Raw genomic sequence first — 21,710 nt, forward strand, 5'->3', positions numbered from 1 at the left:
AGGGCTCTGACCTAGCTGCATTACCGTCCGGATGCCACATGGCCACCACGATTGAAAACTACTTCCAGCCCGGCTGGCGGGACCAGATGCATACCTGTGCCGCCTGCGAATGGAAAGGCAGCACACGGGCGATGGTGATGGAGCTGGACGAGGACGCCACCGAGTACGACTGCCCGGTGTGCGAGAACCCGCTGCTGGTGGTGCTGCACCCGGACCTCGCCCAGGTACAGGCCGCCGCCGCCGAGGGCAATGCCGAGGCGCAGGAACAACTGGACATCATCGCCAGCTTCCCGCGCCCGCAGTGACGCGCTGCACGATGCCCGGCGCGCGCCGAAGGACTACCATGAAAACGCTTCCAAGCCTTGGGGAAACGTCATGGTCCGTCCGTTGCTGCGCTGGCTGCCGCTGCTGTCCCTGCTGATGCTGGCCGGTTGCGCCAGCACCCCCGACAGCGCGCGTGGTCACTTCGAATCGCGGGCGGTGAAGGTGGACGGTCAGACCGCCTACTACCAGGTCTTCATTCCCGCAGCGGCCGCGCGCACGCCCGGTGCGTTGCCGGTGGTGCTGTTCCTGCACGGCTCGGGGGAGCGCGGTGGCGATGGTGTCAAACAGACCCGCGCCGGCCTGGGCCCGTACCTGCGCGAGCACGCCGCCGACTTCCCGGCCCTGGCGGTGTTTCCGCAGGTGCCCGGCCGGGAGGAATGGGACGGCCACAACAACCGCGTGGCACTGGCCGCACTGGATGCCGCCATCGCCGAGTTCGGCGCCGATCCCGCGCGCCAGTACCTGACCGGCATGTCGATGGGCGGCTACGGCAGCTGGAACATCGCACTGGACGAACCGCAGCGCTTTGCCGCGATCGTGCCGGTATGCGGCGCAGTGCTGGCCCCGCGCGCGGTGCGCCCGACCCTGTTCGTCGAACAGGTGGCCCACGAAGCCGACCCGTACGCAGCCATCGCCCAGCGCCTGCGGCAGACGCCGATCTGGATCTTCCACGGCGCCCTGGATGACGTGGTGCCGCCTGCCGACGATCGCCGCCTGCATGCCGCCTTCCAGGCCGCCGGTGCGCGTGACGTGCGCTATACCGAATACCCCGACGGCAACCACAACGCTTGGGACGCGACCTACGCCGACCCGGCGATGTGGGCGTGGTTGTTCGAGCAGAAGCGCTGACGGTTCCACCACCCCGCACACCGCTCTGGTAGATGCCAACCGTGGTTGGCGCTGCCCTACCCGAAATCGCGCTGTTCCCTGATATTGCAGAAAAGCATGCACGGCGATGCTTGTGCCATGCAGAACGTCCGCCTTCCTATTGGCCGCCATTCAAGCGTCGGTCTCTTCTACCTCCTCACCACCGTCGTGGACGGCCGCACTCCGCTGTTCGCCAGTGACGCTGCGGCAGCCATGGCCATCCGTGAGTTTCAACGGCTCGACCAGGAAGGCTTCACCCGCTCGGTTGCCTACGTGGTCATGCCAGACCATGTCCACTGGCTGGTCGAACTACGCGCAGGAACGCTGGAGGACGTGATGAAGCGCTTCAAGTCGCGTACCGCCCAGCAGATAAACCGACTTCTGGGACGGATCGGGCGCTTCTGGCAGGCCCGCCACCACGATCACGCGATCCGCCCGGATGAATCGCTGTACCGGCATGCGATGTATCTGATGGGCAACCCGATCAGAGCGGGGCTCGCGGCGCAGTTGGGGCAGTACCCGCACGCGTGGTGCGAGTGGGCGCTTGAGAATTCAAGCGGCCGGCGGATGTCGCTCGTCACTGACGGATAGGTGCCAACCCAGGTTGGCACCTGCCAGAGCAGGGTGCGGGCGATCAGCCCAGCAGGGTTTCCAGCACGGCCATGCGTACGGCAACGCCGTTGGCGACCTGGCGCAGCACCCACGACTGCGGGCCGTCGGCCACCTCGTCGGTCACTTCCACGCCGCGGTTGATCGGGCCCGGGTGCAGCACGGCCGCGTCCTTGCCGGCGCGGGCCAGGCGTTCGGTGTTCAGGCCGTACTGCGCGTGATACTGCTCCAGTGACGGCACCAGGCCTTCTTCCATGCGCTCGCGCTGCAGGCGCAGCATCATCAGCGCATCGACGCCTTCCAGCATGGCGTCGAAATCATCGCCGACCACACAGCCCTTCAAGGTCTCGTCGTCCGGCAGCAGCGACTGCGGACCGCAGACGCGGATCTCGCCCACGCCCAGCGTGCGCAGCGCATGCAGGTCGGTGCGGGCCACGCGCGAGTGCTTCACGTCGCCGACGATCACGACCTTCAGCTTCGAGAAGTCCGGGCCCTTGGCCTGGCGCAGCGTCAGCATGTCCAGCAGGCCCTGGGTCGGGTGCGAGCTGCGGCCGTCACCGGCATTGACCAGCGCGGTGCCCTCGCCTGCCGCTGCCGCCAGCGCCGCGACCGCGCCATCGTCGGGGTGGCGCACCACGAAGCCGCGCACGCCCATCGCTTCCAAGTTCTTCAGCGTGTCGCAGGCGGTTTCGCCCTTGCGCGTCGAAGACGTGGAGGCATCGAAGTTCAGCACGTCCGCGCCCAGGCGCTGCGCGGCCAGCTGGAACGAGCTGCGGGTGCGGGTGGACGGTTCGAAGAACAGCGTGCACACCGCCGAGCCGGCCAGCACCTGGCGCTTGTTGCCGACGCGGCCAACGGCGGCATCGCGGATCTGCCCCGCCCGGTCGAGCAGCTGCAGCAGGGTCTCGCGTGGCAGGCCCTCCAGGGTCAGCAGGTGGCGCAGGCGTCCGGAAGCATCAAGTTGCTGTGCAGTCATGGCGGGAGTCGTGCAGTCAGGGAATGGGGGTGGCGTCGTCGGGGGACGACAGCCAGCGGTCAATGATCACCGCCGCGGCCACGGCATCAAGAGCGGCCGCATCGCGGCGGCGCTTGCGCCCTTCGGCGCGCTCGACGGCGAAGCGGCGGGCGGCCTCGACCGAGCTGGAGCGCTCGTCGATCATCACCACCGGCAGCTTGAAGCGTTCCCGCAGCTGGCGGGCGAAGCCCTGCGCGCGCTTGCGGTTGGGCTGGTCCTGGCCATCCAGGGTGAGCGGGTCGCCCACCACCAGGCCATCGGGCTTCCATTCCTTCAGCAGGCGCTCGATCGCGGCCCAGTCCGGGCCGTTGCCGTGCACATCGACCACGGCCACCGCGCGCGCATGCGCAGCGAAGGCACTGCCGATGGCCACGCCAATGCGGCGCGAGCCCACATCGAAACCGAGAACGGTGCCGTCACGGCGGATGGCCGCGGCGGGCGAAACAGGTGCGGGCGCGGACGGCTCAGACATGGCCGCTGTAATCGGTCAGCCGGAACAGGTCCACGCCGATGCGCGAGGCCGCGCCCTGCCAGCGCTGTTCCAGCGGCAGCTGGAACACCAATTCGGCATCGGCCGGCACGGTCAGCCAGCTGTTCTCGGCCAGTTCGCTTTCCAGCTGCCCTGCGCCCCAGCCGGCACAGCCCAGGGTGACCACGGCATTGGCCGGGCCTTCACCGCGGGCCATTGCTTCGAGGATGTCGCGTGAGGTGGTCAGGTACAGCCCCTCGCTCACGCGCAGGCTGGAATCCCAGTCGCGCGCGTCGTCGTGGATGACGAAACCGCGCTCAGGATGCACCGGGCCGCCGTTGAGTACCACGCGCGCCTGCAGCTCACCATCACCGGTGGTGATGTCCATCTGCGAAAGCACCTCGCCGAGCGTGTATTCGGAAGGCTGGTTGACCAGCACGCCCATGGCCCCGTTCTCGTCGTGCTGGCAGATCAGCGCGACGCTGCGGGCAAAGGTGGCGTCGATCAGCGACGGCAGCGCGACGAGCAGGTGATCGGCAAGGGAGGTCGGCGTTACAGGCATGGCGCCATTCTAGCCGGTGGGCGCCTCCGGCGCCTGCACGCCGCGCATAATGGGGCGCCCGCCCGCCAGGAGAACACCTTGTCCGGATACTGCCGCATCGCCCCGGGCCACCCGGTGCACGAGTTCTACCACGCCAATGAATACGGCTTCCCGCAGCGCGACGAGCGCGAACTGTTCGAGCGGCTGGTGCTGGAAATCAACCAGGCCGGGTTGAGCTGGGAAACCATCCTGAAGAAGCGCGAGGGTTTCCGCGCGGCCTACGAGGGCTTCGACGTGGACCGCGTGGCGGCCTATGCCGAGCAGGACATCGAGCGCCTGCTGTCCGATGCGGGCATCATCCGCAACCGGCTGAAGGTGCTGGCCGCGATCCACAACGCGCAGGTGATCCAGCAGCTGCGCCAGAGCCACGGCAGCTTCGCCGCCTGGCTGGACGCGCACCACCCGCGCAGCAAGGCCGACTGGGTGAAGCTGTTCAAGAAGACGTTCCGCTTCACCGGCGGTGAGATCACCGGCGAGTTCCTGATGAGCCTGGGCTACCTGCCCGGCGCGCACGCGGAGGACTGCCCGGTGCATGCGCGGTTGTTGAAGCTGGCGCCGCCGTGGTTGCAGGCGACGGGCCGCTGACGCACATCCGCCGGGCATGGCCCGGCGCTACCACAAGGTGGTTCCGGTAGCGCCGGGCCATGCCCGGCGAACGCGGTATGTGCGGTTACACACCCATGTAACGGCCGGGGCGGTGGTTGAACATCAGCACCAGGCTGAGCACCACCGCGCCAATGGCCGAGTACATCACCTTCGACGGTGACAGCACGAAGAACGCAGCCACCATCAGGCAGGCATCGAAGGACATCTGCACCTTGCCCGCACTCCAGCCGCGGGTGCGCTGCAGGTACACCGCCAGGATACCGATGCCGCCCAGGCTGGCGCGATGGCGGATGAAGAACAGGATGCCCAGGCCGGACAGCGCACCGCCGACCAGCGCCGAATACAGCGGCGCGATGTGCGAGAAGTCCGCCCAGCGCGGCAGGATGTCGGTCAGCACGCCGCAGGCGGTGACCGCAGCGAAGGTCTTGAGGGTGAATTCCCAGCCCATGCGCCGCACCGCCACCCAGTAGAACGGCAGGTTGACCAGCACGAACACCAGGCCGAAGTTCCAGCCCATGGCGTAGTGCAGCAGGAAGGCCGCACCGGCCATGCCGCCGATCATCAGCCCGCCCTTGGCGAAGATGGCCAGGCCCAGCGAGGCCACCAGCATGGCCAGCACCATGCCCTGCACGTCCTCGGCGACCGAGTGGCGCAGCGCTTTTTCGTCGGCGGGGGTGCCGGCGCTGTCCGGCGGCGGGGTCAGCGGACCGGCGGTGACCAGGTGGCCGTCAGCGTCGTCGCACGGCGCCGGGCCATGGGATTGGAGGGACATACGGGTGGGGTACCGCGGGTGGGGAGCGGTATTAGACACGATCCGCGTGACAGTTGCAGATGAAATCGTTCAGTCAGCGAACGGCGCAGCCCTCGTGGCTGGGCGTGACTGCGTGGTTCATGGGCTTGGCCGGGCGGGATGGGACAGGTTCCGTGGCCGTCCAGCCACGTGAAGAGAAGAAAGAGCAGAAGCGGGTCGCTTCGCTCGTTGGAACGGAGGGTCAGCGCTGGGTGTTCAGGTGATGGGCGACCAGGGCATTGGCGTGGCCGTGGCCCAGGCCGTGCTCGGTCTTCAGGAAGCTGACCAGTTCCAGGTGTTTCAGGCCCGGCTTGCTGGCCAGCAGCCCCAGCCAGTGCGCCACCGGCTGGCCGTAGGTCTTCTCGATGGAGGGGAAATACGAGGCCGGGCCTTTCGGCTTGGTGTCAGTGCTCATGTGCAGCTCCCGTTGAAAGTCACTCATTCGACGAACCACGACATCCGAATTCGACACCCTCCAACGTCCAGACAACACGATGGGGTCAGAGCCCGTTGCGCAGCAACGGGATCCGACCCCGTGCCCCGACAGACCGCGGCCAACTGTCAGAGGCGGGGTGCTGTGGGTGGGCGGGACCGCAGGCGCCATGGATGGCGCCTACGAGCCCCCACGGACGGGTTCACGGCGTGTCCCGCCCACCCACAGCATCCCGCCATCCCACGGAATGCCCGCTCTTGCCGTTGCCGTTGACGTTGACGTTGATTCGGCGGGTGCCGGGCGCAGCCCGGCCGTATCATCCCCCATCATGCCCCGCGAAAATCTCAACGACCTGCAGGCCTTCGTCCACGTTGCCCGCGAAGGCAGCTTCACCAAGGCCGCCGCCCAGCTGGGCGTCTCCCAGTCCGCCCTCAGCCACGCCATGCGCGGGCTGGAAGAACGCCTGGGCGTACGCCTGCTCACCCGCACCACCCGCAGCGTGTCCACCACCGAAGCCGGTGCCCGCCTGCTCGAAACCCTCGCCCCGCGCCTGGCCGAGATCGAAGAAGAGCTGGCCGCGCTGGCCGAGTACCGCGAACGACCCGCCGGCACCATCCGCATCAACGCCACCGGCCACGCCGCCGAATACCTGGCCTGGCCACGGCTGGCGCCGCTGCTGCGGCAATACCCGGACCTGAACGTCGAACTCACCGCCGACTACGCCCTGGCCGACATCGTCGCCGAGCGCTATGACATCGGCATCCGCCTGGGCGAACGGCTGGCGCGCGACATGGTGGCTGTGCCCATCAGCCCGCCGCTGCGCATGCGCGTGGTCGGCGCACCCAGCTACTTCCGCCAGCACGCCGCGCCACAGCACCCGCACGAGCTGGCCGCACACAACTGCATCACCCTGCGCCTGCCCACCCACGGCGGGCTGATGCCCTGGGACTTCGGCCAGGATGGCAATGAGTTCAGTGTGCGGGTCAGCGGCCAGTGGACCTTCAACACCATGGGCATGACCCGCGAAGCGGCGCTGGCCGGCAGCGGGCTGGCCTGGCTGCCGGAAGACCAGGTGCTGGCCCTGATCGAACAGGGCCGGCTGCAATCGACGCTGGACGCGTGGTGCCCGACCTTCGATGGCTATTACGCGTACTACCCGTCACGCCGGCATGTCAGCGTGGCCATGCGCACGGTGCTCGACGCCCTGCGCGGGCCGATGGCCGGCTGAAGGGTGCGGACCGCTGTCCGCACCCTGCCCGCTCAGCCCTTGGCCTGCGCCGCACGCTGGGCGTTGTAGCGCTCGCCGACGATCGACACCTCTTCCAGCGCCTGCGCGATGCGCTGCAGTTCCTCGGCGGACAGCTGCAGTTCGGCCGCCGCCAGGTTCTCGTCGAGGCGATGGACCTTGGTGGTGCCCGGAATCGGCACGATCCACGGTGCCTGCGCCAACAGCCAGGCCAGCGCGACCTGCGCCGGAGTGGCAGCACGGGCGGTGGCGATGGTGCTGATGCGATCGACCAGCGCCTGGTTGGCCCTGCGCGCCTCCACTTCGAAGCGCGGCACGGTGTTGCGGAAGTCGTTGTCGCTGAAGGTGGTATCGGCGTTGATCGCACCGGTGAGGAAGCCGCGGCCCAGCGGGCTGAACGGCACGAAGCCGATGCCCAGTTCCTGCAGGGTCGGCAGCAGTTCGCGTTCCGGCTCGCGCCACCACAGCGAGTACTCGCTCTGCACCGCCGCCACCGGCTGTACTGCATGCGCGCGGCGCACGGTGGCGGCACTGGCCTCGGACAGGCCGAAGTGGCCGACCTTACCGTCGGCGATCAGGTCACGCACGGTGCCGGCCACATCCTCGATCGGCACGTTCGGGTCCACCCGGTGCTGGTAGAACAGATCGATGTGGTCGGTGCGCAGGCGCTTGAGGCTGGCCTCGGCCACCGCGCGGATGTTCTCCGGCCGGCTGTCCAGGCCCGTGTCGACGCGGGCATCCTTGAAGCCAAACTTGGTGGCGATCACCAGCCTGTCGCGGTACGGCGCCAGGGCCTGGCCGAGCAGTTCCTCGTTGATGTACGGGCCATAGACTTCGGCGGTATCGAAGAAGGTCACGCCGCGCTCGACTGCGGCATGCAGCAGGGCAATGCCCTGTGCCTGCTCCACCGGCGGGCCGTAGCCATGGCTCAGGCCCATGCAGCCCAGGCCCAGGGCGGAAACCTTCAGGCCACTGCGGCCAAGTTCACGTGTCTGCATCGTCGTGCTCCAGAGGGGGAGCGACGACGATACGCCGGGACGTGCCGTGGATAGAACGGCCTGGATGGCAGTCGGTCATGACTGGATTTCATCAATCCACTTCGCCCACCACAAAGGCCAGGATGGCCAGCAACAGCAGCCCACCGCCTGCCAGCAGCACCAGGATGTGCCAGACACCGAAACGGTCCATGCGCTGCAGGTCGACCTTCTCGTCCAGGTGGTAGCGCCGCAGCAGGCTGTTGACCGGCAACAGCGGCACGAAGGTGAACAGTGAAAGCAGCGCACCGCCGTTGGGCAGGCGCCCGGCGAAATTGAGCAGGAAGAACAGCAGCGCCAGCAGGCCCGGCGCGAAGGCCAGCTGGCGGCGGCGCGACTGGGCGATGTCGCGCAGGTCGCCGAAGCAGAAGAACGCCCAGATGGGCGAGAACAGCGCGCGTGCCCAGGGCCACTGCGTACCGCCGGTTTCGCGCTTGATCGCGCGCCAGTTCTGCCAGAACCAGTACAGCGGGTACAGCCCCAGCGTGGCCAGCGACAGCGCGGCGATCTTCATCGTTGACGGCGAGTAATACACCGCAGCGGTGGAGGTGGCGAAGCTGACCGGCGCGGTCGGCAGCACCGGCGGACGCGCAGGCGTTGCCGCCGGCGCACGATACGGATCGTGCATTTCCATATGCGAACCTTGAATTGTCACGCCGGCACGGTGCCGGCTCCCCCTGTCCCGCGAACGCGGCGACCGCGCGACTATCGCAGAGCGGATGGGGGTGGCGCCAGTGCCGCTCAGGCGCGCATGGCCGCCACCTGGTAATGGACCTTGTTGCCCTCCAGCACGATCCATTTGTTCTGTTGCAGCTGCTGCACCAGCGCGGTGACTTCCTTCGCAGCCAGGGCCTTCTGGAAGAGGTTGTGGATGGAGTTGTGCAGCGCCACCTTTGAACCAGGGCGCGCCTTGTCCTGCCGCACCAGCCAGTCACGCAGATGCGTCAGCCGCGCATCGGGCAGCACCGCTTTCGCTGCAGGCAATGCAGGGGCTGCAGCGCTCTGCCGCGCCGGGCGGAACATGGGCAGATCGGCCACCGACACGCAGCGGTCGGCCCGCAGGCCTCGTGCCTTCAGGTGCGCCACCAGCGGGTCGAAACCGGTGTCCCTGGAAATGATGTGGAAGTACGCCTTGGGATCGGCGGCCGCGATTTCGCCGATATAGAACGCGATATGGAAATCCAGCGCGTTGGGGCCACTGCCATGGCAGCGTATGTAACGCCCCTGGCTGCCCAGCGCCTGCATGGCCTCGGCCACGTCCATGCTGATGCGTGCCTGCGATGCGCCGACAAACACCAGTACCGTGAACCCGGGTGCCGCCAGTTCCTTCAGGGACGGTGGCTGCACGTTCTCGAAATCGATCAGTACGACGTTGCGGGCCAACGGCATGTCCATATGCACTCCCCTGTAGCGGTCGCCCGGCAACAGCCCCCTTGCTGGGGGCCCTGCCTCTGATGATCAACGAACCTCGGAAATCTCCACGCCGTCCAGGCCCTGCGACAGGGTGCGCGCATCACCGCCCTGGCTGAGCTTGATGCGCAGGCGCACTTCGTTCTGCGAATCGGCGTAGCGCAGCGCGTCCTCGTAGCTGATCTCGCCGGCCTGGTACAGTTCGAACAGGCTCTGGTCGAAGGTCTTCATGCCCAGCTGGACCGACTCCTTCATCAGTTCCTTCAGCTTGTGGATCTCGCCGTCGCGGATGTAGTCCTGCACCAGCGGCGTGCCCAGCAGGATTTCCATCGCCACCTTGCGCGAGCGGCCATCGGGCGACGGCACCAGCTGCTGGGCGACCACGCCCTTGAGGTTCAGCGACAGATCCATCAGCAGCTGGTTGCGGCGGTCTTCGGGGAAGAAGTTGATGATGCGGTCCATCGCCTGGTTGGCGTTGTTGGCATGCAGGGTGCACAGCACCAGGTGGCCGGTTTCTGCGAAGGCGATGGCGTGGTCCATGCCCTCGCGGGTACGCACCTCGCCGATCATGATCACGTCCGGTGCCTGGCGCAGGGTGTTCTTCAGCGCCGCTTCCCAGCTGTCGGTGTCGATGCCGACTTCGCGCTGGGTGATGATGCAGCCTTCATGCTTGTGCACGAACTCGATCGGATCTTCGATGGTGATGATGTGGCCGGTCGAATTCTGGTTGCGGTAGCCGATCATCGCCGCCAGCGAGGTGGACTTGCCGGTACCGGTGGCGCCCACGAACAGGATGATGCCGCGCTTGGTCATCGCCAGCGTCTTGATGATAGGCGGCAGGCTCAGTTCTTCCACCGTCGGGATGCGCGTTTCGATGCGACGCAGGACCATGCCGACCTGGTTGCGCTGGTAGAAGCAGCTCACGCGGAAACGGCCGACACCGGCCAGGCCGATGGCGAAGTTGCACTCGTGGGTCTTCTCGAATTCCTCGCGCTGGGCCGGGGTCATCACGTTGAGGACCAGGTCGCGGCTCTGTTGCGGGGTGAGCGGCGTCTGCGTGATCGGCGAGATCTTGCCGTTGACCTTGATCGCCGGCGGCATGCCGGCGGTGATGAACAGGTCCGAGGCGCGCTGGTGCGCCATCAGCTTGAGGAAGGAGGTGAAATCGATGGTGCTGGCAGTGCTGGCGGTGCTGTTCATGGCGGGCTCCCAATGGGCGATGCCAGAGATCGGTCGGTGGGCGGAATTTCGCCGGCGCGGCGGCATCGATACGCGCCGCGGCCGGGCGGATCCGCCTTACTCGAACAGACGCTTGTCCTTGGCGTACTCGCGCGCCTGGTTGCGGGTGATCAGGCTGCGCTTGACCAGGTCCTGCAGGTGCTGGTCAAGGGTCATCATTCCGTACTGCTGGCCGGTCTGGATGGCCGAGTACATCTGCGCCACCTTGTCTTCGCGGATCAGGTTGCGGATGGCCGGGGTGCCGACCATGATTTCCCACGCAGCGGTACGGCCGCCGCCGACCTTCTTCAGCAGCGCCTGCGAAATGACCGCGCGCAGCGATTCGGACAGCATCGAGCGCACCATCGGCTTTTCGCCGGCCGGGAACACGTCGATGATGCGGTCGATGGTCTTGGCCGCCGAGCTGGTGTGCAGGGTGCCGAACACCAGGTGGCCGGTTTCCGCAGCGGTCAGCGCCAGGCGGATGGTTTCCAGGTCGCGCAGTTCGCCCACCAGGATGATGTCCGGATCCTCACGCAGTGCCGAGCGCAGTGCTTCGTTGAAGCCGTGCGTGTCGCGGTGCACTTCGCGCTGGTTGATCAGGCACTTCTGCGAGGTGTGCACGAATTCGATCGGATCCTCGACGGTGAGGATGTGGCCGTATTCGTTCTTGTTGATGTAGTCGATCATCGCCGCCAGCGTGGTCGACTTGCCCGAACCGGTCGGGCCGGTCACCAGGATCAGGCCCTGCGGCTGCTGGATGACCTCGCGGAACAGCGGCGGGCAGGCCAGGTCCTCCAGGGTCAGCACTTCGGACGGAATGGTACGGAACACCGCACCGGCGCCACGGTTCTGGTTGAAGGCATTGACACGGAAGCGGGCCAGCGACGGAATCTCGAAGGAGAAGTCGACTTCGAGGAATTCCTCGTAATCGCGCCGCTGCTTGTCGGACATGATGTCGTACACCAGCGCGTGGACCTGCTTGTGGTCCAGGGCCGGGATGTTGATGCGGCGGACGTCACCGTCCACGCGGATCATCGGCGGCAGGCCTGCAGACAGGTGCAGGTCGGACGCTTTGTTCTTTACGGAAAACGCCAACAGTTCGGCGATATCCATGAGCGGCTACTCCCCAATAACGGCTTCGACTGGAAGGATCTTTCCCCTGGCGGCAGTATAGCCTCCTGTCACACTGGAACGCGTTACGTGGCCACTGCCCTGCCCGAGATCCTGAGCAACCTGCACAACGCCGCCGAGGCTGCCGGGCGGCCACCGCCGCGCCTGCTGGCGGTTTCCAAGACCCAGCCGGCCGAGGCCGTGGCGGCGCTGGCCGCGCAGGGCCAGCGCGCCTTCGGCGAAAACTATGTGCAGGAAGCCCTTGCCAAGATACAGGCGCTGCAGGCACTGGGGCTGGAATGGCACCTGATCGGCCACCTGCAGTCGAACAAGGCCGAGGCCGTGGCCCACCATTTCGACTGGGTGCAGAGCGTGGACCGGCCCAAGCTGGTGGCGGCCCTGGCCCGCTACCGTCCGGCCGGGCGCTCGCCGCTGAACGTGCTCATCCAGGTCAACATCGACGACGAATCCAGCAAGCACGGCTGCGCCCCGCAGGACGTGGACGCCCTGGCCGCCGCCATCGCCGCCGAGCCCGCCCTGTGCCTGCGCGGGCTGATGGCCATTCCCGCGCCGTGGCCCGATGCCGGGCGCCGCCGTGAAGCCTTCGTGCGCATGCGCACACTTTTCCAGACGCTGGCCGCGCGCCATCCGCAGGTGGACACCCTGTCGATGGGCATGAGCAGCGACTATGCCGAGGCCATTGCCGAGGGCGCGACCCTGGTCCGCATCGGCACCGCCCTGTTCGGCGCACGCCCGCGCCCCGCCTGACTTCAGGAGATTCCCCATGACAGTCGATTCCATCACCTTCATCGGCGGCGGCAACATGGCGCGCAGCCTGATTGCCGGCCTGGTCCGCCAGGGCGTGCCCGCCACGCAGATCCACGTGGCCGAGCCGGTGGCCGCGCTGCGCGATGCACTGGCCGCCGATTTCGGCGTGCAGACCCATGACAACGCCGCCGATGCCGCAGCCCAGAGCCAGACGTGGCTGCTGGCGGTGAAGCCGCAGGTGCTGCGCGATGTCTGCCACTCGTTGCAGGGCCTGGCCCAGACGCAGGCGCCGCTGGTGGTGTCGATCGCCGCCGGCATCACCAGCGCCCAGCTGCAGCGCTGGCTGGGCGGCCCCGTGCCGGTGGTGCGCGCGATGCCCAACACCCCTGCCCTGCTGGGTGCCGGCGTGACCGGCCTGTATGCCACCGCCGCCGTCGATGCGCAGCAGCACGCGCAGGCCGAGCGCGTGCTGGCCAGTGCGGGGCGCACGGTGTGGATTGACGACGAGGCGCTGATGGATTCAGTCACTGCCGTGTCCGGCAGCGGCCCGGCCTATGTGTTCCTGCTGGCCGAAGCGATGGAGGCGGCCGGCATCGCCCAGGGCCTGCCGGCCGATGCGGCGCGCGCACTGGTGGTGCAGACCCTGCTGGGGGCATCGCGGATGCTGGACGAAGCCGGCGAGAGCCCAGCCGAACTGCGGCGCCGGGTGACCTCGCCCAACGGCACCACCCAGGCGGCGATCGAGAGCTTCCAGGCCGATGGTTTCGAACGGCTGGTGGGCAAGGCGCTGCGCGCGGCACAGCTGCGCGGGCGGGAGTTGTCTGCGGCCAATGATTGACCCGACCACCAGTAGATCCACGCCATGCGTGGATGGAGCCTTCCCGGTGCACCGACACGCCGGCATCGACGCATGGCGTCGATCTACTGGCCGCTGGTAGATCCACGCCATGCGTGGATGGGCCCTCCCGGTACGCCGGCACGCCGGCATCGACGCATGGGGTCGATCTACTGGCCGCTGGTAGATCCACGCCATGCGTGGATGGGCCCTCCCGGTGCACCGGCACGCCGGCATCGACGCATGGCGTCGATCTACTGGCCGCGGGTAGATCCACGCCATGCGTGGATGGAACCTTCCCGGTGCACCGCCACGCCGGCATCGAGGCATGGCGTCGATCTACTGACCGCTGGTGGATCCACGCCATGCGTGGATGGAGCCTCCCCGGCACACCAGCACGCCAGCATCGACGCATGGCGTCGATCTACTGGCCGCTGGTAGATCCACGCCATGCGTGGATGGAGCCTTCCCGGTGTACCGGCACGCCGGCATCGACGCATGGCGTCGATCTACTGACCGCTGGTAGATCCACGCCCTGCGTGGATGGAGCCTTCCCGGTGCACCGACACGCCGGCATCGACGCATGGCGTCGATCTACTGGCCGCTGGTAGATCCACGCCATGCGTGGATGGAGCCTTCCCGGTGCACCAGCACGCCGGCATCGACGCATGGCGTCGATCTACTGGCCGCTGGTAGATCCACGCCATGCGTGGATGGGCCCTCCCGGTGCACCAGCACGCCGGCATCGACGCATGGCGTCGATCTACTGGCCGCTGGTAGATCCACGCCATGCGTGGATGGAGCCTTCCCGGTGCACCGACACGCCGGCATCGACGCATGGCATCGATCTACCCCGCGTGCTGCAGCACGTACTCCACGAAGCACTGCAGCCGCGGGCGGGGCCGCCGGTCCGGCAGGTAGACCAGGTGCATCGGTCGCGGCTCAGGCAGGTACTCGCGCAGCAGCGGTTTCAGGCGCCCGGCGGCAATGTCGGCCGCCAGCAACGCCGTCGGCTGCAGGACCAGCCCGGCCCCAGCCACCGCTGCTTCGCGCAGCGCATAGCCATCATTGCTGGTCAGCCGGGCTTCCCAGTCGACCGGCTCGCCATTGGCCAGCTGCCAGCCGTGCCCGCCGCGCCAGGCCAGGTGGCTCAGGCAGTCATGGCCATCCAGATCCGCCGGGGTACGTGGCGTGCCGCGCCGGCGCAGGTAGGACGGCGCAGCGCACAGGCTCATCGCATAGGGCTGCAGGGGGCGTGCCACCACATCCCGGGATGGCAGCGGCCCGACCCGGATCACCGCATCGAAGCCATCTTCGATCAGGTCCACGCGGCGGTTGCTCAGGTCCAGCTCGATGTTCAACAGCGGCTGCGCACGCAGCAGGCCGGACAGCAGCGGCGCCAGCACGCAGCTGCCCCAGGTGGTGGGCGCACTGATACGCAGCAGCCCGCGCGGCTGCCGCTGCAGGCCGGCCACATCGGCCTCGGCCTGCTGCACCTGTTCCAGTACCTGCCGGCAGCCGGCCAGATAGGCGGTACCGGCTTCGGTCAGGCGCTGGCGGCGGGTGTTCCGCTGCAGCAGGGCCGTGCCCAGATGCGCTTCCAGCTGCTGGATGTACTTTCCCACCATCACCGCCGACACCTGCAGGTGCACGGCCGCTGCGGAAAAGCTGCCGTGGTCGGCCACAGCGACGAACGCCTGCATGCAGCGCAAGGTGTCCATTACAAACCCCTGATTAGCAATCTGCGAATCATACGCCGCTTACCAAACCCCGCAATGACGGCGCAGACTGCAGGCCTCTCCCACCAGGAAACCGTCATGAAGATCCTGCTTGTCGGCGCCAACGGCACCCTCGGCCAGGCGGTCGCCCGCCACCTTGGCCAGAACCACGAGATCCTATCCGCCGGCCGCCGCAGCGGTGCGCTGCGCGTGGACCTGGGCGACGATGCCAGCGTGGCTGAGCTGTTCGCGCAGACCGGCACGGTGGACGCGGTGATTTCCACCACCGGCAGCGTGCACTTCGGTCCGCTGCTGTCGATGACCGCAGCGCAGTTCAACAGCGGCCTGCAGGACAAGCTGCTCGGCCAGGTGCGCTTGGCGCTGGCGGCCCAGCACCATCTGAACCCGGGCGGTTCCATCACCCTGACCACCGGCATCATCAGCGCCCAGCCGATCCGCGACGGCGCCAATGCCACGGCAGTGAACCAGGCGCTGGAGGGCTTCGTGCGTGCGGCCGCACTGGAACTGCTGCCGCGCGGCCTGCGCATCAACGCGGTCAGCCCGAACGTGCTGGTCGAATCGCTGCAGGCCTATGGTCCCTATTTCCCGGGTTTCGAAGCGGTGACTGCGCAGCGCGCGGCCCTGGCCTTCCAGCGCGCGGTGGAAGGCATCCAGAGCGGCCAGACCCTCACCGTCTGGTAATCCCGGCGATCTGCGCCGGGCACGGCCCGGCGCTACCGGAAGCGACTCAGCCCCAGCGCATGGGGCCGTCGCCGCGCTCGCCCAGCACGTCGTCCGGGTTGGCCAGGCGGCAGCGCTTCAGCGACAGGCAGCCGCAGCCGATGCAGCCGGTCAGCTCATCGCGCAGCAGCTGCAGCATGTGGATGCGCTCTTCCAGTTCCTGTTGCCAGCGTGCGGACAGCCGCGCCCAGTCGGCCTTGGTCGGTGCGCGGCCCTCCGGCAGGGTATCGAAGGCACGGGCCACGGCTTCCAACGGCATGCCCACGCGTTGCGCGACCCGGATCACCGCCAGCCGGCGCAGCACATCGCGCGCGTAGCGCCGCTGGTTGCCGGCGGTACGCAGGCTGCTGATCAGCCCCTTGCGCTCGTAGAAATGCAGCGCCGATACCGCCACGCCACTGCGGCGGGCCACCTCGCCCACGCTCAGTTCCTGTTCCAGCATCACTTGACCTCAACCATGGTTCAGGTGGCATGCTGCTGTCTTCGCCGCACGAACTCAAGCGCGGCCCGATCGATCGCAGAACGATGACACCCCAATCCCCCACGCCTGCCGCCGCCCTGCCGGCGGCCGAGTCCATCCTGTCGCCGCAGTACCGCACCACCACGGTGGGCATGGTGGTGCTGGTGGCCCTGCTCGCCTTCGAGGCCCTGGCCGTGGCTGCGGCAATGCCGACCGTGGCCGAAGCCCTGGACGGCCTACGCCTGTACGCGCTGGCATTCGGCGGCACCCTGGCCACCAGCGTGGTCGGCATGACCGTGGCCGGGCGCTGGACCGACCGCGGTGGCCCGGCGCGGCCGCTGTGGTGGGGCCTGGCCTGTTTCGTGCTGGGCCTGCTGCTGGCCGGCCTGGCCGTGCGCATGGGCATGCTGGTGGCTGGGCGCCTGCTGCAGGGCCTGGGCAGCGGTGCGATCTCGGTGGCGCTGTACGTCATGGTTGCGCGCAGCTACCCCGAAGCCCTGCGGCCGAAGGTCTTCGCTGCCTTCTCGGCCGGCTGGGTGGTGCCGTCCATGGTGGGCCCGGCATTGAGTGGCCTGATCGTGCAGCACCTGGGCTGGCGCTGGGTGTTCCTGGCAGTACCGCTGCTGGCGGTACCGGCGGCGTTGATGCTGCGCCCGGCGCTGGCCCGGCAGGCACCGGTGCGGTCCACGGGCCACGACGGCGGCACGCAGGTGGTGCGCTGGGCGGCCGGTGCGTCGCTGGCCGCGCTGCTGCTGTACCTGGGCGGCCAGCAGCATGGCGTGCTGGCCGTGGCCTGCATGGTCATCGCCATCGCCGGCCTGCTCCTGTGCGGGCACCGCCTGCTGCCGGTGGGTACGCTGCGCCTGCGCCGCGGCCTGCCCAGCGTGATCGCGCTGCGCGGCGTGGCCGCCGCCGCGTTCTTCGCCTGCGAAGCCTACCTGCCGCTGCTGCTGCAGCGCGAACGGGGCCTGTCGCCCAGCTGGGCCGGCGCGGTGCTGAGCCTGGGCGCGCTGGGCTGGTTCAGCGGCTCCTGGCTGCAGGGCCACCAGCAGCGCGGCTGGTCGCGCCAGCAGCTGCTGCGCGTGGGCACGGTGCTGATGACGGTGGGCATCACCGCCACCCTGGCCGTGCTGTTCAACACGGTGCCGCTGCCGGTGGCCCTGGCGGGCTGGACGCTGACCGGTTTCGGCATGGGCATGATCTACGCCAGCCTGTCGGTGCTGACACTGTCGCTGTCACCGCCGCACGAGCAGGGGCGCAACACCTCGGCACTGCAGTTGAGCGAAGCCCTGTGCGTGGCCACGGCGCTGGCGCTGTCCGGTGCGCTGTTCGCGCTGTTCGTCGAACGCGCACCGCATACCGGCTATGTGCTGTGCCTGGCGATCACGCTCGGGCTGGCGCTGCTGGCAACGGTAGTGGCGCGACGGGTGTAGCCAGCCACAGGGTAGTGCCGGCCGCTGGCCGGCACTACCGGCTGCCCGTCCCCACATCATCGATATCGCGGTGCAGGATGCGCCGCACTTCCAGCACCGCCTGCGGGGTTTCCTGCACGCTGTGGCCGGAAATGATCACCTTTTCCGATTGTGCCCCGGGCAGGTGCGCGCTCCAGTAGGGCACCAGGCCATCGTCGGATTTCTCCAGCGGCAGTTCCGGTTTGCGCTGGGCGATGATCGAGTGGTACTTCAGGCCCGCTTCGATCGGCAGCTGCGCGGCCGCCTTCACGAACGGGTCGCTGGCCTTGAGGTTGTCGATGCTGTTGGGAATCTTCGGCTTGGCCGTGCCGTCCGCCTGCTGCTCGGCCTGCGCCAAGGCCAGGAACACATCCTCGAACTTGCCAAGGATGGTCAGCGGCAGCCGCACAAGGCGGCCGATCAGCCGGCCCAGCTTGTTGCCGGCGATATCCGTACCCTGGTGCGGGGCGGCGATGAAGATCGCCCGTTCCACGTTCGGCTGCGCCTTGAAATGCAGCAGCGGACCCAGCTTGCTCTGCACCCGCTTCAGACGCTCGCCCTTCAGATCATAATTGGCCAGCAGATCGTCCCACAGCACATCGCCCGAATCGCTCACCAGCAGGCGCGCCAGCACACCGCCCATGCTGTGGCCGATGTACACCATGTCCTTGGATGCACGCGTGCTGCCGTCGGGATCGAAGTGCTTCAACGTGTCGTTGAACGCGTTGGCGATCTCGTAGCGGTTCAGCGCGATGGGCGCGTTGGTGGGGTAATACACTTGCCACACCTGGAACTGCCGGCGCAGTTCCGGGTCGCCCATGATTTCGTTGGCCAGGTTCACCCAGGCCTCCGGGCTGCTGGCCAGGCCATGCAGCATGAAGATGATGCGGCGGTTCGGGTCCCACGGCTGCATCAGGTAGATATGCGGTTCGCCGATGCCCTCGCTCAAACCGAACAGCGTGCGCAGCGACTGCGTGGCAAACCCGCTCTGGGCCAGCCACAGCCCGTAGGCGGCAGTGAAATTGCCGGCCAGCGGCACCTGCTCGCCATGCAGGGTGATGCGCTCGGTGGCTTCGGGCGAATACGCGTCCAGCTCCACGCGGCGGGTGCGCATCACATCATCCAGGCTGTCGCCCTCGAAGCGCAGCAGCGCGGTGACGTTGATCGAGGACATCTCGCTGTATTCCGGCACGCTGTCGTCGTGCCGGTGGTGGCGCGCGCGTGCAGCGTCCTCACCGCCCTGCCCGTCCTCGACCTTGGGGCCCTCGGCGGCCACCGCCGGCACCACCAGCTTCGGCGGATCCATCACCATCACCAGTTCGGCACCAAAGCCATCACGGCGGTAGGTGCTGCGCAGGCCAACGAAGCTCACCGTGCCGGCTGGCACCAGCTGGGCAGGAATGCTCTTCAGCGACAGCTCGGCGTAGTTGGAGGCCAGCGTCCAGCTGCCGGCGGACATCGGCCGGGTGTAATCCTCACCAGCCAGCGCCGCCGCACGGGCGCGGCTGAACAGCACCACCGCGGCCTTCTCGGCCGCGTAGTTGTAGTAGTCGCGCACCTGGGTCTGGCGGTCTTCGAAGGCGCGGTCGGACGGCGAGCGGCCACTGAAGAACAGATAGGCATAGCCGTAGCGCGCGGCCTCCAGCCAGGCGTCCAACGCCGCATCGCTCATCGGCGGTTCGCCGCTGGCATGCTTCTTCGGGGTGAGCGCCAGCGCGGCCTTCACCCACAGTTCGGACAGGGTCGAAAGACGCTGCTCGACATTCAGGTCGTCGGTCATCAACAGCGTGCTGCGGCAGACCAGGAAGTCCTTCTCGCACTGCGATTCGTCCAGCCCCGCCGCACTCAGCGTCTCGCGCGAGGCCGGGCTCAGCTTGCCGGTGTTGAGCACGTCGGCGCGCTTGTTCACCAGCGAATCGCTGGACGCCACCTGCTTGACGGTGACCATCGCGCAGCCGCTGCCCCCCAGCAGCATGGACAGCGCCAACAACGCCGGCAGCACGCGCTGCCAGCGGATCAGGAAAACGACGGTCATTGCTGCGGGTCCTGCTCGGTGCCGGGAATTCCCTGGCGGATCACGGTGGAGTAGTTGCCATCGGGCGCCATCTTCAGCGCGCGCTCGGTGATGCGCCCCTTGGCATGCAGTTCGGCATAGGGCACGCCCGGGGTCAGCGCGCCGACATCCTGTGCGTATTCGCCCAGGTAGCCTGACAGCAGCAGGCGGTAGTCCATCGGCAGGCGCGGGGCGATGTGCCTGGCCAGGTCGAAGACAATCGTCGTGCAGTTGCTGGTGGCCGTGTTGTAGAACGCCGGCTGCGCATCAAGCTGCCGAGCCTGGTCGAGGTAGGCGGCGAACAGGGTCTTCAGCTGCGCGCGGTCCATGCCATGCAGGCGGTACAGATAGACATCCTCGCCGCGCGCGTTGGTGCGGGTGCGCAGGATGTCGGTCTCCTCCGCGGCGACCAGGGTCATCTCGAAGCGGCGGAAGAAGCCGCCCAGCGCCGAGAACGATTCGCCGCGTTCCTTGCGGATTTCCAGCGAGAACACCAGGTGGCGGCCATCGTCGAAGCCGAACGACACCAGGGTGTGGGCGATGGCCGGGCCCATCCAGTAGGACAGCACCAGGTCGGCCGAACGCAGCTGGTCGAGGTCGTACTCGCGGCGGACCCAGCGCGCGTCGTAGTCGGTTTCACTGCGCCAGGTGAAGTCGCGCACGTTGTCCAGCACCACGTGGCGGCCATCGAAGGATTCCATGTGCAGGCGCTGGGCCACGTCGTCGGCCCAGTCGCGATCCTGGCGCGGCGTCAACAGCAGCCACCACAGCCCCGCCAGCGCCACCGAACCGAGGTAGAAGCCCACCCAGCGCCTGCGAGGCCGCCCGCGTGCCACGGCCCACGCCGCCCACAGGGCGGCCAGCAGCCACAGCACGGCCACAGCCGCCGACACCCAGCCCGGCCCCGGCAACTGGTAGGCCAGCAAACCGGTCACCCACAGCGCCAGCAGCGCCATGGCACATCCTGTCATCCAACGTCCTGCGGCTCTCACGGGCATCCTGTCGCGTTCGGGGGGCGGCATAGTTAGCCACAAGCCACCTGACGCTGGCATCACCGGCCCATTCAGCCAAGGGCCCGGGCGGACGCTGCGGGCGCATACTGGCGCGGTCATCCCGACCAGGAACCCCGATGGGAATCACCTCCGTTGCCGGTGTGGCCGTGCAGCCACGGCACCGCGCCACCTGCCACTGCGGCACCGTCGAACTGCTGCTGGACCTGCCCGAGGGCATCATCGAACCGCGCCGCTGCGACTGCTCGATGTGCCGCCGCCGGGGCGCGATCGCCGCCAGCGTGACCCGTGAGGGGCTGCAGGTGGTGCGTGGCCAGGACCACCTGCGCCTGTACCAGTTCAACACCCATGTGGCCGAGCACTATTTCTGCGGCATCTGCGGGATCTACACCCACCACCGGCGGCGCTCCAACCCGGACCAGTACGGCTACAACGTGGCCTGCCTGGAGGGCATCGACCCGTTCGCACTGGGGGTGATTCCGGTCAACGACGGGGTCAACCACCCCGCCGACCGCACGGCTTAGTGGCGCGTGCGCCGGGGCGGTGCGGCCACCTTCTGCCAGGGTGCCATGCCGCTGCGGCCGGCCCGCGCGGGCCGCTTCAGCCAGGGCCTGCGCGGCGGCGGCGGGTCGACGGCCATCGGCGGCGGCAGCGGACGGCGGCTGGGCCAGAGATGATCAAGCAGCCACATGGCGGATCTCCGTGGGGGACGGGGATGATCGACTCTAGGCCTGCGGCGGCATGGACCGCGTGAGGCCCTGACGACACGACGATGACATGCCGGGCGACTTACACGCGTTCCGGATTGGTTTCGTGCAACACCACGCTGCGCCCCAGCAGCAGTTGCCCAGCGCGCGGCTGCGGGTATTCATCGATTACCTGGTCGAACACCTGTTCCGTGCTCGATAGACTGGGCAGCCGTATTGGAAGCAGTTGCGC

Annotated in this window: 25 protein-coding genes; 10 read left to right on the forward strand and 15 right to left on the reverse strand. The window is 68.0% G+C overall.

Annotated elements, in window-relative coordinates; genetic code table 11:
• The first annotated feature begins 38 nt into the window (after positions 1–38).
• From ACM2ZB_RS09630 to ACM2ZB_RS09640, 3 genes are all read left to right on the forward strand, one after another.
• Positions 39–305, forward strand: a complete 267-nt coding sequence (locus ACM2ZB_RS09630) for a hypothetical protein (RefSeq protein WP_416058321.1) — start codon at positions 39–41, stop codon at positions 303–305.
• A 70-nt stretch (positions 306–375) separates the two neighbouring features.
• On the forward strand, positions 376–1,173 hold the full coding sequence (locus ACM2ZB_RS09635; protein ID WP_416058322.1) for a prolyl oligopeptidase family serine peptidase: 798 nt from the start codon (positions 376–378) through the stop codon (positions 1,171–1,173).
• A 117-nt stretch (positions 1,174–1,290) separates the two neighbouring features.
• Positions 1,291–1,782, forward strand: a complete 492-nt coding sequence (locus ACM2ZB_RS09640; RefSeq protein WP_416058536.1) for an REP-associated tyrosine transposase — start codon at positions 1,291–1,293, stop codon at positions 1,780–1,782.
• 43 nt (positions 1,783–1,825) lie between these two features.
• Here ACM2ZB_RS09640 and ACM2ZB_RS09645 read toward each other — a convergent pair whose 3' ends face one another.
• From ACM2ZB_RS09645 to ACM2ZB_RS09655, 3 genes are read right to left on the reverse strand one after another with little or no spacing between them, the layout of a single operon-like run.
• On the reverse strand, positions 1,826–2,776 hold the full coding sequence (locus ACM2ZB_RS09645) for an aspartate carbamoyltransferase catalytic subunit (RefSeq protein WP_313435085.1): 951 nt from the start codon (positions 2,774–2,776) through the stop codon (positions 1,826–1,828).
• A 16-nt stretch (positions 2,777–2,792) separates the two neighbouring features.
• A complete protein-coding gene (ruvX, locus tag ACM2ZB_RS09650; RefSeq protein WP_416058323.1) occupies positions 2,793–3,287 on the reverse strand; it encodes a Holliday junction resolvase RuvX in 495 nt (164 codons plus the stop codon).
• Complete coding sequence (locus tag ACM2ZB_RS09655) at positions 3,280–3,846, reverse strand: YqgE/AlgH family protein (protein WP_313435081.1); 567 nt, start codon at positions 3,844–3,846, stop codon at positions 3,280–3,282. Before ACM2ZB_RS09655 ends, ruvX begins: the two co-directional genes overlap by 8 nt.
• Positions 3,847–3,924: 78 nt before the next feature.
• Here ACM2ZB_RS09655 and ACM2ZB_RS09660 point away from each other — a divergent pair, with 78 nt between their 5' ends.
• A complete protein-coding gene (locus ACM2ZB_RS09660) occupies positions 3,925–4,470 on the forward strand; it encodes a DNA-3-methyladenine glycosylase I (protein WP_416058324.1) in 546 nt (181 codons plus the stop codon).
• A gap of 85 nt (positions 4,471–4,555) precedes the next feature.
• Here the strand turns inward: ACM2ZB_RS09660 and ACM2ZB_RS09665 are convergent, their stop codons facing one another.
• Both ACM2ZB_RS09665 and ACM2ZB_RS09670 read right to left on the reverse strand, forming a co-directional pair.
• Positions 4,556–5,263: a YitT family protein gene (locus tag ACM2ZB_RS09665; RefSeq protein WP_200733422.1), complete on the reverse strand. Its 708-nt coding sequence runs from the start codon at positions 5,261–5,263 to the stop codon at positions 4,556–4,558.
• A 220-nt stretch (positions 5,264–5,483) separates the two neighbouring features.
• Complete coding sequence (locus ACM2ZB_RS09670; protein WP_416058325.1) at positions 5,484–5,696, reverse strand: DUF4287 domain-containing protein; 213 nt, start codon at positions 5,694–5,696, stop codon at positions 5,484–5,486.
• A 346-nt stretch (positions 5,697–6,042) separates the two neighbouring features.
• Between ACM2ZB_RS09670 and ACM2ZB_RS09675 the strand changes: the two genes are divergently transcribed.
• Positions 6,043–6,942, forward strand: coding sequence for a LysR substrate-binding domain-containing protein (locus ACM2ZB_RS09675; protein WP_416058326.1), 900 nt, complete (start codon positions 6,043–6,045; stop codon positions 6,940–6,942).
• A gap of 32 nt (positions 6,943–6,974) precedes the next feature.
• Here the strand turns inward: ACM2ZB_RS09675 and ACM2ZB_RS09680 are convergent, their stop codons facing one another.
• The 5 genes from ACM2ZB_RS09680 to ACM2ZB_RS09700 all read right to left on the reverse strand — a co-directional run bounded on the left by ACM2ZB_RS09680 (position 6,975) and on the right by ACM2ZB_RS09700 (position 11,738).
• Complete coding sequence (locus tag ACM2ZB_RS09680) at positions 6,975–7,958, reverse strand: aldo/keto reductase (RefSeq protein ID WP_416058327.1); 984 nt, start codon at positions 7,956–7,958, stop codon at positions 6,975–6,977.
• Positions 7,959–8,049: 91 nt separating this feature from the next.
• The gene (locus tag ACM2ZB_RS09685) at positions 8,050–8,622 is read right to left on the reverse strand and encodes a hypothetical protein (protein WP_416058328.1); all 573 of its coding nucleotides are present in this window, start codon (positions 8,620–8,622) and stop codon (positions 8,050–8,052) included.
• A 113-nt stretch (positions 8,623–8,735) separates the two neighbouring features.
• Positions 8,736–9,377 (reverse strand): PIN domain-containing protein, encoded by a 642-nt coding sequence (locus tag ACM2ZB_RS09690; RefSeq protein WP_416058329.1) that lies wholly within the window; start codon positions 9,375–9,377, stop codon positions 8,736–8,738.
• 75 nt (positions 9,378–9,452) lie between these two features.
• Positions 9,453–10,604, reverse strand: coding sequence for a PilT/PilU family type 4a pilus ATPase (locus tag ACM2ZB_RS09695; protein ID WP_313435065.1), 1,152 nt, complete (start codon positions 10,602–10,604; stop codon positions 9,453–9,455).
• A gap of 96 nt (positions 10,605–10,700) precedes the next feature.
• A complete protein-coding gene (locus ACM2ZB_RS09700) occupies positions 10,701–11,738 on the reverse strand; it encodes a type IV pilus twitching motility protein PilT (RefSeq protein ID WP_004147099.1) in 1,038 nt (345 codons plus the stop codon).
• Between the two features lie 87 nt (positions 11,739–11,825).
• Here ACM2ZB_RS09700 and ACM2ZB_RS09705 point away from each other — a divergent pair, with 87 nt between their 5' ends.
• A complete protein-coding gene (locus ACM2ZB_RS09705) occupies positions 11,826–12,503 on the forward strand; it encodes a YggS family pyridoxal phosphate-dependent enzyme (protein ID WP_416058330.1) in 678 nt (225 codons plus the stop codon).
• 16 nt (positions 12,504–12,519) lie between these two features.
• Positions 12,520–13,341, forward strand: a complete 822-nt coding sequence (gene proC, locus ACM2ZB_RS09710; RefSeq protein WP_416058331.1) for a pyrroline-5-carboxylate reductase — start codon at positions 12,520–12,522, stop codon at positions 13,339–13,341.
• Positions 13,342–14,186: 845 nt separating this feature from the next.
• Here the strand turns inward: proC and ACM2ZB_RS09715 are convergent.
• Complete coding sequence (locus ACM2ZB_RS09715; RefSeq protein WP_416058332.1) at positions 14,187–15,059, reverse strand: LysR family transcriptional regulator; 873 nt, start codon at positions 15,057–15,059, stop codon at positions 14,187–14,189.
• A gap of 96 nt (positions 15,060–15,155) precedes the next feature.
• Here ACM2ZB_RS09715 and ACM2ZB_RS09720 point away from each other — a divergent pair, with 96 nt between their 5' ends.
• The gene (locus tag ACM2ZB_RS09720) at positions 15,156–15,758 is read left to right on the forward strand and encodes a short chain dehydrogenase (RefSeq protein WP_416058333.1); all 603 of its coding nucleotides are present in this window, start codon (positions 15,156–15,158) and stop codon (positions 15,756–15,758) included.
• A 46-nt stretch (positions 15,759–15,804) separates the two neighbouring features.
• Here ACM2ZB_RS09720 and soxR read toward each other — a convergent pair whose 3' ends face one another.
• Positions 15,805–16,236: a redox-sensitive transcriptional activator SoxR gene (gene soxR, locus ACM2ZB_RS09725; RefSeq protein ID WP_416058537.1), complete on the reverse strand. Its 432-nt coding sequence runs from the start codon at positions 16,234–16,236 to the stop codon at positions 15,805–15,807.
• 32 nt (positions 16,237–16,268) lie between these two features.
• On the opposite strand from soxR, the gene ACM2ZB_RS09730 reads away from it, so the two are divergent.
• Complete coding sequence (locus ACM2ZB_RS09730) at positions 16,269–17,690, forward strand: MFS transporter (RefSeq protein ID WP_416058334.1); 1,422 nt, start codon at positions 16,269–16,271, stop codon at positions 17,688–17,690.
• Between the two features lie 34 nt (positions 17,691–17,724).
• On the opposite strand, the gene ACM2ZB_RS09735 is transcribed toward ACM2ZB_RS09730, so the two are convergent.
• Both ACM2ZB_RS09735 and ACM2ZB_RS09740 read right to left on the reverse strand, forming a co-directional pair.
• Entirely contained in the window at positions 17,725–19,743 is a 2,019-nt protein-coding gene (locus tag ACM2ZB_RS09735) for an esterase/lipase family protein (RefSeq protein WP_416058335.1), read from the reverse strand.
• On the reverse strand, positions 19,740–20,717 hold the full coding sequence (locus tag ACM2ZB_RS09740; RefSeq protein ID WP_416058336.1) for a DUF4105 domain-containing protein: 978 nt from the start codon (positions 20,715–20,717) through the stop codon (positions 19,740–19,742). The genes ACM2ZB_RS09735 and ACM2ZB_RS09740 overlap by 4 nt, the downstream gene beginning before the upstream one ends.
• Before the next feature lie 173 nt (positions 20,718–20,890).
• Between ACM2ZB_RS09740 and ACM2ZB_RS09745 the strand changes: the two genes are divergently transcribed.
• On the forward strand, positions 20,891–21,295 hold the full coding sequence (locus ACM2ZB_RS09745) for a GFA family protein (RefSeq protein ID WP_416058337.1): 405 nt from the start codon (positions 20,891–20,893) through the stop codon (positions 21,293–21,295).
• On the opposite strand, the gene ACM2ZB_RS09750 is transcribed toward ACM2ZB_RS09745, so the two are convergent.
• Complete coding sequence (locus ACM2ZB_RS09750) at positions 21,292–21,462, reverse strand: hypothetical protein (RefSeq protein WP_416058338.1); 171 nt, start codon at positions 21,460–21,462, stop codon at positions 21,292–21,294. The two genes, ACM2ZB_RS09745 and ACM2ZB_RS09750, sit on opposite strands and share 4 nt — an antisense overlap.
• Between the last annotated feature and the right edge of the window lie 248 nt (positions 21,463–21,710).

The organism is Stenotrophomonas maltophilia, from assembly GCF_047782825.1.
Classification (GTDB): Bacteria; Pseudomonadota; Gammaproteobacteria; order Xanthomonadales; family Xanthomonadaceae; genus Stenotrophomonas.

Bases quoted from the DNA above. Each gene is read 5' to 3' on its own strand.
- ACM2ZB_RS09630 (WP_416058321.1), top strand. From the start codon at position 39: ATGGCCACCACGATTGAAAACTACTTCCAGCCCGGCTGGCGGGACCAG.
- ACM2ZB_RS09635 (WP_416058322.1), top strand. From the start codon at position 376: ATGGTCCGTCCGTTGCTGCGCTGGCTGCCGCTGCTGTCCCTGCTGATG.
- ACM2ZB_RS09640 (WP_416058536.1), top strand. From the start codon at position 1,291: ATGCAGAACGTCCGCCTTCCTATTGGCCGCCATTCAAGCGTCGGTCTC.
- ACM2ZB_RS09645 (WP_313435085.1), bottom strand. From the start codon at position 2,776: ATGACTGCACAGCAACTTGATGCTTCCGGACGCCTGCGCCACCTGCTG.
- ruvX (WP_416058323.1), bottom strand. From the start codon at position 3,287: ATGTCTGAGCCGTCCGCGCCCGCACCTGTTTCGCCCGCCGCGGCCATC.
- ACM2ZB_RS09655 (WP_313435081.1), bottom strand. From the start codon at position 3,846: ATGCCTGTAACGCCGACCTCCCTTGCCGATCACCTGCTCGTCGCGCTG.
- ACM2ZB_RS09665 (WP_200733422.1), bottom strand. From the start codon at position 5,263: ATGTCCCTCCAATCCCATGGCCCGGCGCCGTGCGACGACGCTGACGGC.
- ACM2ZB_RS09670 (WP_416058325.1), bottom strand. From the start codon at position 5,696: ATGAGCACTGACACCAAGCCGAAAGGCCCGGCCTCGTATTTCCCCTCC.
- ACM2ZB_RS09675 (WP_416058326.1), top strand. From the start codon at position 6,043: ATGCCCCGCGAAAATCTCAACGACCTGCAGGCCTTCGTCCACGTTGCC.
- ACM2ZB_RS09680 (WP_416058327.1), bottom strand. From the start codon at position 7,958: ATGCAGACACGTGAACTTGGCCGCAGTGGCCTGAAGGTTTCCGCCCTG.
- ACM2ZB_RS09685 (WP_416058328.1), bottom strand. From the start codon at position 8,622: ATGCACGATCCGTATCGTGCGCCGGCGGCAACGCCTGCGCGTCCGCCG.
- ACM2ZB_RS09695 (WP_313435065.1), bottom strand. From the start codon at position 10,604: ATGAACAGCACCGCCAGCACTGCCAGCACCATCGATTTCACCTCCTTC.
- ACM2ZB_RS09700 (WP_004147099.1), bottom strand. From the start codon at position 11,738: ATGGATATCGCCGAACTGTTGGCGTTTTCCGTAAAGAACAAAGCGTCC.
- proC (WP_416058331.1), top strand. From the start codon at position 12,520: ATGACAGTCGATTCCATCACCTTCATCGGCGGCGGCAACATGGCGCGC.
- ACM2ZB_RS09715 (WP_416058332.1), bottom strand. From the start codon at position 15,059: ATGGACACCTTGCGCTGCATGCAGGCGTTCGTCGCTGTGGCCGACCAC.
- ACM2ZB_RS09720 (WP_416058333.1), top strand. From the start codon at position 15,156: ATGAAGATCCTGCTTGTCGGCGCCAACGGCACCCTCGGCCAGGCGGTC.
- ACM2ZB_RS09730 (WP_416058334.1), top strand. From the start codon at position 16,269: ATGCTGCTGTCTTCGCCGCACGAACTCAAGCGCGGCCCGATCGATCGC.
- ACM2ZB_RS09735 (WP_416058335.1), bottom strand. From the start codon at position 19,743: ATGACCGTCGTTTTCCTGATCCGCTGGCAGCGCGTGCTGCCGGCGTTG.
- ACM2ZB_RS09740 (WP_416058336.1), bottom strand. From the start codon at position 20,717: ATGGCGCTGCTGGCGCTGTGGGTGACCGGTTTGCTGGCCTACCAGTTG.
- ACM2ZB_RS09745 (WP_416058337.1), top strand. From the start codon at position 20,891: ATGGGAATCACCTCCGTTGCCGGTGTGGCCGTGCAGCCACGGCACCGC.
- ACM2ZB_RS09750 (WP_416058338.1), bottom strand. From the start codon at position 21,462: ATGTGGCTGCTTGATCATCTCTGGCCCAGCCGCCGTCCGCTGCCGCCG.